The following is a 13,092-nucleotide window of genomic DNA, read 5'->3' on the forward strand; positions in this document are numbered from 1 at the left end:
TATTAATATTTATTAGGTTATATTATAGAAACTGAAGGTAAAAAGGCTTTTACTGTCGACGTTCAAAAGCAAGACGTACAGCAAGCCCCGTTAAAACACTTGCCATCATAAGAAATAAAACAAAGAAAGGCAGCGAGGTATAGGTCCATTTTTATCTTCATGACTGGAATTATACTCCTTACCAAACTTCTAAATGAAATGTATAGCTGAGTAGTTACCTTATTTTTTCAAAAAACATTCCGATTATTTCTTTTTCACTTCTTCTACAAATTCCCATGTCTCTCCGTTATCTTTTGATTGATAAAGTGCACTACTATCGCCATTGTAGTCTCCATCTGCCCCTTGTCCAACTAACATATTAAAAACCCCATCTTTCTCATATGGCATACTAGGAGAATCAAAAGGACTTATTGTGGACTGTGTATGTTCTAATTTTACTTCATGCGGCGGATATTCTACCTTTTTGAAAGATACTCCCCCATCATCTGTGCGATATAACTCTTCTTCATTACCAGAAGGTCTAATTGCTCCTAAAAACCCAAGTTTATCATTTATAAAAGTGATTCCTGATACACTACCAATCCCCCCATTAAATGGGTCTGGATTGATAACCTCCCATGTTTCCCCTTCATCACTAGTCTTGCTTAATGAATAAAAGGCGCTCCCTAATGCTTTATCTGTCATATTTAGTTTATAACCAACTTCTTTCGATAGGAAAAACTGTTCTTTTGCATTCTTTAAATCTTGTTGTTTCTTCTCTTTAAGCCTATCTTCTTTTGGAGGCGTCTTTGATTTACTCCAACTTGCGTCACTTATTAAATTATATCTAGCAGGGACTAGCTCTTGCTCTTTTCCAGGGACAAATATAGATACAGTATATCCAATGATATCAGAAGCTGCTTCTTTAAGACTCTGCCCCTTACCATCCTCGGTAATATTAATAATTCCCTCTGTATTGGATCCCCAATTTCTTTTCCCATAATAAATCAACCCATACTTACTTTCATTCCATTTTTTTACTGTTTGCTTAACTGGAATCGCCTTAACCGTTTTAATTAAAGGTTCTACTAATTTATCATCATTATAATCAGGCTTTGCGTATCCGTCTCGTATTATAGTAATATCTTCTGATTTCTTCTTATTATAAGAGATTAAATAAGTTTCTTCTTTCCCATCAATATTTTTCCCATAAACAAATGTATCAAACGCTGTGATTGTTCCATCTGAATGAAATGTAAGATCAAAATCAGTTGCCATATACAATTTCTTTGGCAAAGGATATTTTTTATTTATATCTTCAAAAATACCTTCTACTCCAGATTTATATATATTATTATGTTTAAGTTTAACTGACCTTTCATGTTTTAACTTTTCTATAAACCATGCCAATTTACCATTGTAATTTATTGCACTTTTATAAATCTGCATCCCATAAAATGATGTAATTGCAACAATAATGATAATAGAAATAAATCTCCATGCTATTGAATTAGTTAATTTTTTAGATTTATATTCTCTATTTTTTATCAACCGCATTGTAGTAAATGTAGTTATGGATATAAAAAGTACTATACATAATAACATAATGTAAATATTATAATTCATTCTTCCGTACTTACAGTATAAGGCCAACTCATAACAAAAAATCCCGTATACAATTATTAGTATTGGATTTGTTACTAATGACAGAAATATCCTTTTTGTATTTTCTCTAAATATAGAAACCACTCCTAATTACATGAATTACTGATATTAAGTATACTTTATTGTAAAGTAACAAAAAAGCTATTTAATCTTGCCGCAAAAAATACAATAGACATCTTTCTATTAAAGCCGTTTACAAATCTAGTTGTTTCATAGACAATGAATTTTTGAATGAATACTAAAGTTGCTTCATTTATATGAATTACAAATCCAAGCATGATGCTTAATAAAAAAATAAATCCTGCCATACGCCCCTGCGTAATGGAACGAGAAATAAAATAAATCAAAATAGGACCAGGTGAACAAACCGTACTAAGTGAAACAAGCGCAAAAGCTAGCAAAGTACTCAAGCTGACCATATACCTTCCTTCTTTATCTTACATAAAATTTCCTATTGTACATTTTATCCTGATTGGGGAGAGAAAAAATTAATATAAACCGATGCAGCTAAGTAATATTATCGGATAGAATGTAGTGTAATCACATATTTCTCATTCTCTTAAGTAAGGACTAGAAATAACCTATCCATAGAGCTACTAAAGCCACTACGAATAAAGCAAAGCAACATGTAATATTTCGAATCCACTTTTGTATATCATCAAAATACTTTTCTATAAATGCAGTGTAAATAGAAAGCATAAGAAGTAGCACAATGAAAGTAAAAGATCCCAATTTATCGTTAAATTTTTCATTAGTAAATGTACTTACATGAAGGAATAGAAAAACAAACGTTACTATGAATAGCTCAAATAGCCTTTTTTTATTCACCCCACCACCACCTTACAGTAATTCCCTTTTATTTCATTTTATCAGAACATACTGTGGAGCAGCATATGAATATTATATTCATGTTAAAAAGGCCAACAATCCAAGATTGTTAGCCTCTACTTCTCATATTCGTACCTTTTATCACTTTACTTCCTAACAACTGGAATCCATATTTCACCAAACACTAAGCCGTTTCTTTTCCCCATCTCAACCGTCGTATTTGGTCCACCAACATAAGCAAACTCATTTGCATCTGGTAAAGCTTGACCGAAGGCGATGCCAGTCAACTTATTACTTAGCTCTTCAGCCGTTTTGTCCTCCCCTTTCACTACTAAGTATTCTCCCCTCGGAAACTGGATTACTCTAGATTCTTCTTCTATTTGTGCTTCTGTCATCACACCCGCATAATACATCATTTTGTTATTCACAGCTTCGCTCACAGAAAAAATGTATTCATTTGTCGCTAAAGCTTTTAAAGTGTCCAGCCTTCCATCTTCTTTAACAGCCGACCAAAAGTCTTCCTTTTCTTTATTTATTCCAGCAAAGTCTGTGTATTTACTCTTAATTTCAGTTCCAATACCTAACACAATAAAGCTATCTTTTTCTTCTATAGTATAATTTTTCATATGCAAAACCTGCCTCTTTTTTTATTAATCAAACGATTTATCTTTTCATCTGATACGTTTATAATATCTTTAAATCATGTCAAAAAGTGATACTGTTTAGGAGACCAAAATGAAAAAAGTTGAACGGATTAATACAATTATGCGATATATCAACAACCGCTCCCACTTTACAATTTCTGAAATCATACAAGAATTTAACATATCACGATCGACAGCTATTAGAGACATTAGAGAAATTGAAGCTATGGGAATGCCACTCGTCGCTGAAGTTGGGAGGACCGGGGGATATTTTGTTATGAACAACTCTATCCTGCCCGTTGTTCGCTTTACTGATAATGAAGTGAAAGCTCTTTTTATTGCCTTTATGGCTACGAGGAATCAACAACTTCCCTACCTAAAGAGTCGTCAATCTTTAGCTGAAAAACTACTAGGACTCATCTCAGAAACCCAGCAAGATGACCTCGTTCTTTTAAATCAACTCTTGCTGTTTGAAGGGACCAACCCTCATAATCCTGATTTACTTGAGCTTTCTGATCTCCCTCACCCTATGTTAGAAAAACTCATTCAAATACTTCTTTTGGATAGACATTTATTGATTTCCATTAAAGAAGAGAAAGAAATCAAGTCTTATTCCATTTATCTATTACACCTGTATCAAGAAAAAAGTCAATGGATCATTGAAGGGTTCGACTTAAAAGAAGAAAAGGAGAGGATGTTTCCTGTCGATCATCTCATCCATATCGAACCATACACGACGAAAAAAAAGCTAAATAAGAAAAAGATTTTAGAAAAACTAAGTAAGAAGGATGAAGTGATTAACCTTGTACTTGAACTTGGTCCAAAAGCAATTGCTCAGTTTAAAAAATACCACCCTTTCAAAATTTCAATATCTTATACAAACCCTTACCAATCTACAGCCATTTTAAAAATATTTATCGATGTTCACAATTTTGATGAAGTGACAGAGATGACAAATTGGCTGCTTTTCTTAGGGGATGATATTACAATTAGGGAAATGCCTGAAGAATTATTAGCAGGTTTACAAGAACGATTATGTTTATACTCCCCATAAGCATTGATTGGTTACACCTTAAAATATTGAGTTTAATTCGTTACGAGTTGTCCATATTTTCTATCATGAGTGCGTAACAAATAATAAAAGCACGGAAAATCTTCCCGTGCTTTTTCAAATATATTATTTCGGAAGATTTAATTCACTTATCCTAACTGACGTTTAAATGCTTTACTGGCGAAGAAGTAAGAGATGACCATTATACCTACGCACCAAGCGAGCGCAATCCAAATATCGTTTCCAACAGTTCCTTCATATAAAAGAGCACGAATCGCATTCACGATTGAAGTTACAGGCTGATTCTCTGCAAACACACGAACAATTTTTGGCATCGTTTCGGTAGGTACGAAAGCTGAACTAATAAATGGAAGAAAAACTAGTGGGTACGAGTAAGCGGTCGCCCCTTCCATAGACTTCGCTTTCAACCCTGGAATGATAGCTAGCCATGTTAGCGCCAACGTAAACATCCCAAGTATCCCAGCTACCGCGAGCCAATCTAGAATATTTGCACTAGAACGGAAGCCCATTAAGAGCGCAACAAGAATAACAACTAAGATAGTAAGTACATTCGCAACAAGAGAGGTTAAAACGTGAGCCCACAATATCGATGAGCGCTTAATAGGCATCGTAATGAAACGTGCCATCAGCCCACTCTTTACATCCGTAAAGAGTCGCACAGAAGTGTAAGCTACACCGGATGCGATAGCCATTAGCAAAATTCCCGGCAATAGATAATTAACGTAGTTTTCCGTTCCTGTTTGTATTGCACCGCCAAACACGTAGACAAATAATAGCATCATCATAATCGGCGTAATCGCTACTGTAATAATTGTATCCGGGCTGCGCATAATGTTACGCATTAAACGATCTAATAATACACCTGTTTTACTTTTCATTTACATCTCCTCCTTTTTGCCAATGATCGCAAGGAATATTTCTTCCAATGTCGGTTGCTTCTCGATATACTCCACTTTTGCCGGTGGGAACATCTCTTTTAGTTCAGTAAGAGTACCTGTCGTAATAATTTTTCCGCCATGCAAAATAGCGATACGGTCTGCTAGTTGTTCGGCTTCTTCCAAGTACTGGGTCGTAAGCAAGATCGTTGTGCCGCTACCGGCAAGTTCCTTGACTGTATCCCATACTTCGATTCGCGCTTCAGGATCAAGTCCAGTCGTTGGTTCGTCAAGAAAAATAACTGCTGGCGCCCCGATCAAACTCATCGCGATATCAAGTCGGCGCTTCATCCCACCCGAATACTGATCTGCCCTCTGATTAGCCGCATCAGTCAGGCTAAATCTTTCAAGCAAATTGTCAGCGACTTGAACGGGATTGGAAACACCACGTAACTTAGCGATCATTATCAAGTTTTCTTTCCCCGTCAACATGCCGTCTAAAGCTGCAAACTGTCCTGTCAAACTGATACTTTGACGAACTTGATCTGGTTGGCGCTGTACATCAAATCCGCAAATGCTTACCTCACCGCCATCTTGCTTCATTAGCGTCGAAAGGATGTTGACCGTTGTTGTCTTTCCCGCTCCATTTGAGCCTAGCAGTGCGAAAATTTCGCCACGCTGTACATCAAAATCCACTCCCTTTAACACTTCTTTGTCTTTAAAAAATTTTTTTAATCCTTTTACAGAAATCGATGCATTGCTCATGCTTTTTCCCCCTTACAAAAATAAATTACCTATACCCTCTATTTAGTATCACTGATATTCTGTACCACTTAGTACCGAGTTAAAAATATAACTGAATAGCGATGGCGGTAGTTCACATTTATGACCAGCTAATCAGTCAGTATTACGTATTGCATTTATTTTTTTCTCAATTTCTTCATAATACTTTCATTCAAATCTTCACGATATTTGGAGACATACGTTTTAGCGTTTGCCACTAGTTCGTCAGCAAAAGATGCCACATCTTCCCCAGTAATATCTAGCACTTGTCTACCTTCCGCTGCACCGGCTTCAAACAAATCGATTAATTCGTACTGAATGTGCAGCATATCCATCCCGTTTCCGGTCGAAAAATTCCACATATAGTTTTGAATTTTCTTAAACACAAACTGATAGTCCTCTGGCAGTGCTGCAACACGTGCCATCATCATTCTGTACTCTTTTTTATCACCAATTAATTTTTTGAATATTTCCAACATGTTATTTTCCTCCTTTTTTATAAAGCAGAACAAGAAACTCTCCAAATATGAGCCGAAACATTTTATATTATGAGGCTAGTTTGACTTCAAGACGTTAATTTTTGACGATACAAAATCCCATTTTCTCCAAAATAATTCAAGCTCCTGACGGCCAGCTTCATTTAATGAATAAAACTTACGAGGCGGCCCCATATCTGATGGTTTCTTTTCAATATTCACAAGCTTTTTCTTCTCTAATCGTACGAGGATGGTATAGACCGTTCCTTCCACGACTTCAGTAAACCCAAGATCATTCAGGTGGCGAGTAATCTCATAACCATACGTTTCACGGCGGCTAATGATTTCCAGCACACACCCTTCCAGTGAACCTTTCAACATTTCAGTTAAATTTTCCATGTTCTGATCCTCCTTTACCCCCTATTCTGTCTGACTTATATTCAGTATTACAGAGTACTAAGGCGAATTTTTCACTGAACAGTTTTTGTGAACCCGGACTATTCAGTATCACTTATTACATCTACATTGTATGACTAAGTAGTCGTGGATGTCAACTTTATTTTCAAAAAAATTAAAAATCCGCTTTACCCTAACCGGATACAGTCTACTTTTTTGTTGTAAGGACCATCACACTAGCAAAACAGAGCTAATTCAAAGTGTAATTTAAATCAGCTCTGTTTTATTGTTTTTATACCGATATATCTTGTTTTTTCACAATACAAATTGTTTCTCACTACCATTCCCATTGCATATAAAGCATAAAGGCAAGTGCGATCAGAGAAAATTTCCAGAGATTATCCGTACATGATACGAGCCCCTAAAATACAATTCTGCTAGAAATTTTTTCTCTATACTCTTTTTTATTTTATTTCTGATAGTTGATTTACAACACTATCTAAAAATTTTTCTACCTTTTCTTTTGATGTATCCGGCGCATGATAACCAATCGTAAATGTAAGTCTTCCATTATAAGAGCTTGCTCCCATTGAAAAGAATGGTGCATACATAATAGGTGTTGCCATATACCCGTCCTCAGCTTGAATTTGACCAAACTGAATAGGTTCCTCAGCGATCACTCCCAAATTTGTCAGTAATGGCAACGCCATCCCCATCTGTACAGCCTGTTCATATTGCTGATTATACATTTCCTTCACTGTAGATAGCTTCATTTCTGCCAGTAGCTCCATTCCTGCTGCTGAAGAAAGACCTGGATTTTGAGACTTTATTTTATCCATTGATTGTTTAACTCGAACAAGAGTCTGCTTAAATGTTTCATGGTCTTCCATTTTAATCACTGGCATTTCCATACCGGATAAGTTGCAAATAGCACCAGTTGTATTATTAGGCAGATATCGACGTAAATCAATTGTCAAGCCAATCATTTTTTCTGCAGTGCGAGGTTCTGCATACACAGTGAAATGTAATAAAGCTCGGAAGTAAGCAGTCATGATTACATCATTCAAGGTAACCTGTTGTGCTTTTGTCCATTGGGTTAAACGTAGAGTTTGCTTATGGCTCAATCGCCTTACGGACATTTGGGGAAATTTATTTTTGTTAGGTTGAGATGGAAAAGACCATAACGATGCCTGTTGTTCTTGGTTAGGACGGTAGGCACTTTTTATGTCCGATATTCCAGCGTATTTGAATACATGTGATTGATCTCGACAACTCTCATTTCCCTCATCAAATTCCTTTATAATTTGCTTCTTAGACCGTCCCAATGAAAGGTGAGTATATATTGTTCCAAGCAATTTAATATATTCCTTGACTCCTGCACCATCTGAACATAGATGAGACAATTTCACAACTAACATATCTGTTGTAGTGCCCCGTAATAATTTCGTTTGAACCATAGGCCCCTGAATACGATCACCAGGTTCCTTAATAAAATCTATTGCCATTATTTCAAGTTCTTGATTATTTCCTTCTGCAAAAAAGCAAATAGATGAGTTAGTGTCAGATGAATGTTCCTCCCAGTAAGGAATATCATTTTCTACAAACCGACTGTTCAAAACTGGTTGCAATTGCAACGTTATCCTTACTGATTCTTCAAGTATTTCCTTGGATATACCTACAGGAAAATAAAGAACTGCATTAATTTGTTGATCTGCAGAATAAAGACCTAATACATAATTCATTCGATCTTGTGGTGTTACTGAATACTTTCTTTTCTCCATAATTCCGTCCCCCTTTAGGACTTTTTGTATAAACCTATTTTCCATATGCTTGTAATTTTTCTAGTCATTTTTCTTCAAGAGCTAATAACGCTTATTTTTCGAATTTTTAACAAAATCATCTTCTCCGTATTGGTTTCATTCTTTTTGCAGGTGATATATCCATTATTTCATTGTTATCAGCATTGCCTAACCTTCCAATATAACCAAACAAAAATAAATTAAGTTTACATATACATAAACATTTTATTATAACGTCTACAAATTATCAATACGACAAATAAATCATTTTTATGTCTGTCAATAAAAAACAATATATTCAAGGACCACTTCATAATAAAAGATTGATAGGCATGTATATGTACCCATATCACTATCAAAATAAGAATGAGAATTTTCCCAAAAAAATAAGCTGAAAATATTGATTTTACAGTAAAAAAAGCCCCTCCATTTTGAAAATGAGTAGGGCTATTTCCAATTTGAATTTTATAAAAGAATGATTATCATAAATAATATTTTACTTTTTAGTCTACCTTATTATTTTTAATCCATTTCCCTAATAAATGAATGGATTTTATTCATATAATTTGAGGTGGTATCGTTGGTTTTTAAAAATAGAAAGCTTATTTTCAAATCAAATGAAAAAGAGGTGAAATTATAGATATTCATGTAGAAATTTCGTTTTGGGGATACTTAAAATCTTAAGGTGATGGGCATGTGGTGTTACACTTTAAAAGCTTTATAAAATTATAAAATTTATAGATATAGCAGATTTTCTTTATTAATAATCATTTGTATGTACGTTTACTCACACACATACAAATGATTTATAAAGCCACAATTAAGTGAAAACATCTTTTCCGTTACGATAACATCATAGCCATGTCTTCTGCTGCATTTGTAATTAGTTTTAAACCAAATGTTTCTTGTAATACATCAAGCACACCAGGTGAAATAAATTCAGGCGCCTTTGGACCGATGCGAATATCTTGAATTCCAAGACTAAATAAGCCAAGCAAAATAGCAACCGCTTTTTGTTCAAACCATGATAGCACAATACTTACTGGCAATTCATTCACTTCACATTGGAAAGCATCAGCTAATGCAGCTGCTATTTTCACTGTAGAAATGGAATTATTACACTGTCCTAAATCAATGTAACGCGGAATTTCCGTACCAGGTACAACACCGTAATCCACATCATTAAAGCGGAATTTGCCGCAAGAAGTCGTTAAAATAACCGTTTCTGGCGGAAGTGACGTTGCTAATTCACGATAATATTCTCCGCCTTTTCCCGGTGCATCACAACCGGCGATAACAAAGAAACGCTTTATCTTCCCCTCTTTTACTGCATTAATAATTTCCGGAGCTAATGATAATACTGTATGATGATGAAACCCTGTTACTAACTGTTCATCCGACTCCATATGTACTTCTGAAAGTTCTAGTGCTTTTTGAATCAATGGTGTAAAATCATCATTTTCAATTTTTTGTACACCCTCTAAACCTGCAATGTCATATGAAAAGAATCGATCAGAGTATGATCCTTTAATTGGCATAACACAGTTCGTTGTAGCTAATATGGCACCAGTAAATTTTTCAAAAAGGCGTCTTTGATCATACCATGCCTTACCGATGTTTCCTTTTAAATGTTTATATTTTTTCAGTTGCGGGTATCCGTGTGCTGGTAGCATTTCAGAATGCGTATAAATATTAATGTCTTTTCCTTCTGTTTGCTTTAATAATTCTTCTAATGCAAATAAATTATGGCCCGTAACTACAATTGCTTTACCTTCTACACGATTTTGTGTAATTTGTACAGGTTCTGGCACACCAAAATGATTCGTATGTGCCTCATCTAATAATTCCATCACCCGTAAAGCTGATTTCCCCACTTTCATAGCCATATCAATATGCTCTTGTTCGTTAAAATTAGAATTTGTTAATGTCATATATAAAGCTTCTTGTGTTGTAGCATCTACAAATCCATCCGTATACCCTAGCTGAGCAGCATGTGTGCGATAAGCTGCAATTCCTTTTAGCCCAAACACAATCGTATCTTGTAGACTCGCAATCGTTTCATTCTTGCCACAAACACCCATTACTTTACATCCGCCTGTTGGCGTTTGTTCACATTGATAACAAAACATATCATCCCACCCTCTCCCAATCATTCATTACACCTTAAGCATAATACCCATTGAAAAAAAGTGATGTGATATCAATCACAATAATATATAAAGATTTGTGACAGTTCATATTGTTGACATAATATTTTTATTGACACTAAAAAACAAGCATTAGTGTGCACACATCTTTCGATACTTTTAAATAGCTAATTAATTTGGAGAAATATATAAACCGAAAAAAATTTTGAGTCCCATGTACAAATAGTTGAAATTCATCACATATGAAAATAGACATACAAATACGCTCTTCTTTCTATCATTCAATAGAAAGAAGAGCGTATTTGTCATTTTAAGGAACTATCATTTTTTATTAAAGTCTTTATTGTAAACCTTTTTATTTACAATACATTTACATTATCTTAACATTACTTACATTATTTATATGATATATTTATATAGAAGCTACTTAAGAAATTTCATATACATTTTATCTTTATGATCTCTAATCTAATCAATAAAAAGATCATGTTATATTTTTATAACAGGGGTGAATTACGATGACTGAAACTTTAAAAACACTTATAATGCTTGATGCTACTTACGTTGTTATTGCAATTATGACAGTACTAGTATTTGTATACTTGGAATTAAAATCTCAGTAATATATGCTGACGTAATTGACAGATTCAGCATTTAAATATAGTTAGAAGAAAGAGAGGAGAAAATTATTTCTCCTCTCTTTTGTATTTCTACAATTTCTTATTTTAATAAATCCAATGTATGTAAAAGTAATCCCTTGTCTCCTACTTTCCCGTGACCAGGTACTACCGAATTTATATTTCCATATCGCTTCAGCACATTCTCAATCGATGTAGACCATTCATTTACATACGCATCCGCAACATTTCCTAAATCTTTAGCTTCCGCAGATTTTACTAAACAGCCTCCAGCTAAAATTTGATATTGTGGCAACCAAACAACAATATTATCTTCTGTATGTCCTTTGCCTGGATAGAACGTTTCTACTTTTGTATTGCCAAACTTCAAATTCGTAACTGTTTGTAAATCTCCAAGTGGCTCTTCATATCCACTTTTCTTTGCTAGTTCTGCGGTTAATGCTGTACTATGCGCTTTAATTCCTCTTTCTTTCAACGTTTTTATTCCGCCAATTCGATCAGCGTGCGCATGTGTAATAATGACATCCGTTACGCGCTTCTGAAATTTCTTTTCTACCATTTCTATTAGTTCCTTCGTTAATTTGTCATCCCAAGAAGAATCAACAAGTACTAACCCATTAGAAGTATTAAGAACTAGACCGTTCGAAGGAACTGCTTCTCCATTAAAATAACCTAACTCCGTATGAACCCATACATTCTTGTTTAACTGAGATATTGAAATGGTTCCCGTCTCATTTTTGATTACTGTTTTCTCTACCTTTTGTGATGCTTGTACAGAAGAAATTGTGCTAACAAATTGAATTGTCCCTATTAAGCTTACACATAATCCTACTTTTAACAACGTATTCTTTTTCATGTTATCAACCCTTTCTTTCAAGCTAAATAGTTATTACCTATATTAGACAATTCATCTCAAATGTTTGTTCCATCTTCATTTGCATACTTTTATGTAATTAACAAAAAAGCGTACAAAATTTTGTACGCTTTAAAACTTAATCTTCCATTCCATAATTCTCAAACTCTTCCTCATTCCCATAAAATACATTCAAATCAATATACTTTTCTTTTCCATTTTTCTATTACACTTAAAACCAAAATTATATTTTGTTAAATTATAACATTCGGACTATAATTTATTTATAGCCCATTAACGGAGGTGTTTGCAATGACTCTCTTCGCTTCACAAACATTATTTATAGTAGCAATCATTTCATTTGCACTAGCTTATTTCATCGGAGTAAAGCAGTACACTTGGCTCTTATCAGGATTCAACGAACGCCGCGTGCCTGATAAAGTGAAACTATCAAAAATAGTAGGTCTTTATAATTTAATTGCTGGTGTCATTGCGACAATCGGTAGTGTCTTCACTACGCCTAATGTCACAATCGTTATTCCTATCATTATAATTGGACACTTTATTATCACCGCTTATGTAAATACACGCATGGTGCAGTGAAAAAAGATCACCCAAATGGATGATCTTTTTTATAATTTATTAACATATTGCTTCGCTTCTAGTAAGGAAAAACCAAAAGCTTCTCTTACTCTCTTAACTACTGTAACTTTTTTGCCTTCTTCTACAAGCTGGCGTAGTTCTTTATTAATTTCAGGTTCTCTTTCTACAATTCCCATTTCTTTCGTAATTAATTGTAATCTATCTTCAATTCTCTTTAAATGCGCATCATTTTTCTTTTCAATTGTAGTTAATTTTTCAGCGATATAAATGAAACCAAAGGCTACTATCAGTATAACCATCCAGAATTCCATGAATGTTCCCCCCTTACTAACTT

The 13,092-nt window shown here is 34.4% G+C and carries 13 protein-coding genes and 2 pseudogenes; 2 read left to right on the top strand and 13 right to left on the bottom strand.

Annotated features, from left to right (window positions below; translation table 11 throughout):
• Positions 1-243: 243 nt before the first annotated feature.
• The 4 genes and pseudogenes from ACTFO4_RS19505 to ACTFO4_RS19520 form a co-directional block, all read right to left on the bottom strand.
• On the bottom strand, positions 244-1,728 hold the full coding sequence (locus tag ACTFO4_RS19505; protein WP_326234642.1) for a glycosyl hydrolase: 1,485 nt from the start codon (positions 1,726-1,728) through the stop codon (positions 244-246).
• A 169-nt stretch (positions 1,729-1,897) separates the two neighbouring features.
• Positions 1,898-2,063 (bottom strand): annotated as a pseudogene (locus tag ACTFO4_RS19510) (LysE family translocator); the annotation flags it as partial.
• A gap of 151 nt (positions 2,064-2,214) precedes the next feature.
• Positions 2,215-2,472 carry a DUF3963 domain-containing protein gene (locus ACTFO4_RS19515; RefSeq protein WP_063536971.1) on the bottom strand — a complete coding sequence of 86 codons (258 nt, stop codon included), beginning with the start codon at positions 2,470-2,472 and terminating at the stop codon, positions 2,215-2,217.
• 146 nt (positions 2,473-2,618) lie between these two features.
• Positions 2,619-3,098, bottom strand: a complete 480-nt coding sequence (locus ACTFO4_RS19520; RefSeq protein WP_063538402.1) for a GyrI-like domain-containing protein — start codon at positions 3,096-3,098, stop codon at positions 2,619-2,621.
• Positions 3,099-3,207: 109 nt separating this feature from the next.
• Here ACTFO4_RS19520 and ACTFO4_RS19525 point away from each other — a divergent pair, with 109 nt between their 5' ends.
• Positions 3,208-4,170 (top strand): helix-turn-helix transcriptional regulator, encoded by a 963-nt coding sequence (locus ACTFO4_RS19525; protein ID WP_326234641.1) that lies wholly within the window; start codon positions 3,208-3,210, stop codon positions 4,168-4,170.
• A gap of 146 nt (positions 4,171-4,316) precedes the next feature.
• Here the strand turns inward: ACTFO4_RS19525 and ACTFO4_RS19530 are convergent, their stop codons facing one another.
• The 8 genes and pseudogenes from ACTFO4_RS19530 to ACTFO4_RS19565 form a co-directional block, all read right to left on the bottom strand.
• Positions 4,317-5,066, bottom strand: coding sequence for an ABC transporter permease (locus ACTFO4_RS19530; RefSeq protein WP_440014150.1), 750 nt, complete (start codon positions 5,064-5,066; stop codon positions 4,317-4,319).
• The gene (locus ACTFO4_RS19535; protein ID WP_017673093.1) at positions 5,067-5,828 is read right to left on the bottom strand and encodes an ABC transporter ATP-binding protein; all 762 of its coding nucleotides are present in this window, start codon (positions 5,826-5,828) and stop codon (positions 5,067-5,069) included.
• Positions 5,829-5,983: 155 nt separating this feature from the next.
• Positions 5,984-6,325 carry a DUF1048 domain-containing protein gene (locus ACTFO4_RS19540; RefSeq protein WP_000889650.1) on the bottom strand — a complete coding sequence of 114 codons (342 nt, stop codon included), beginning with the start codon at positions 6,323-6,325 and terminating at the stop codon, positions 5,984-5,986.
• Positions 6,326-6,400: 75 nt separating this feature from the next.
• Positions 6,401-6,721, bottom strand: coding sequence for a PadR family transcriptional regulator (locus tag ACTFO4_RS19545; protein ID WP_000429484.1), 321 nt, complete (start codon positions 6,719-6,721; stop codon positions 6,401-6,403).
• Between the two features lie 461 nt (positions 6,722-7,182).
• The gene (locus tag ACTFO4_RS19550; RefSeq protein ID WP_326234640.1) at positions 7,183-8,499 is read right to left on the bottom strand and encodes a condensation domain-containing protein; all 1,317 of its coding nucleotides are present in this window, start codon (positions 8,497-8,499) and stop codon (positions 7,183-7,185) included.
• Between the two features lie 860 nt (positions 8,500-9,359).
• On the bottom strand, positions 9,360-10,646 hold the full coding sequence (hcp, locus tag ACTFO4_RS19555) for a hydroxylamine reductase (protein ID WP_065211782.1): 1,287 nt from the start codon (positions 10,644-10,646) through the stop codon (positions 9,360-9,362).
• A 738-nt stretch (positions 10,647-11,384) separates the two neighbouring features.
• On the bottom strand, positions 11,385-12,158 hold the full coding sequence (gene bla2, locus ACTFO4_RS19560) for a BcII family subclass B1 metallo-beta-lactamase (RefSeq protein ID WP_440014147.1): 774 nt from the start codon (positions 12,156-12,158) through the stop codon (positions 11,385-11,387).
• A 136-nt stretch (positions 12,159-12,294) separates the two neighbouring features.
• Positions 12,295-12,375: pseudogene (locus tag ACTFO4_RS19565) on the bottom strand (GH25 family lysozyme); the annotation flags it as partial.
• A 92-nt stretch (positions 12,376-12,467) separates the two neighbouring features.
• On the opposite strand from ACTFO4_RS19565, the gene ACTFO4_RS19570 reads away from it, so the two are divergent.
• Entirely contained in the window at positions 12,468-12,758 is a 291-nt protein-coding gene (locus ACTFO4_RS19570; RefSeq protein ID WP_326234639.1) for a DUF3784 domain-containing protein, read from the top strand.
• 29 nt (positions 12,759-12,787) lie between these two features.
• Here the strand turns inward: ACTFO4_RS19570 and ACTFO4_RS19575 are convergent, their stop codons facing one another.
• Positions 12,788-13,069 (bottom strand): hypothetical protein, encoded by a 282-nt coding sequence (locus ACTFO4_RS19575; RefSeq protein ID WP_017673089.1) that lies wholly within the window; start codon positions 13,067-13,069, stop codon positions 12,788-12,790.
• Positions 13,070-13,092: the final 23 nt, after the last annotated feature.

Origin of the sequence: Bacillus cereus group sp. MYBKT14-1, assembly GCF_051915185.1 — a bacterium.
GTDB lineage: Bacteria > Bacillota > Bacilli > Bacillales > Bacillaceae_G > Bacillus_A > Bacillus_A cereus.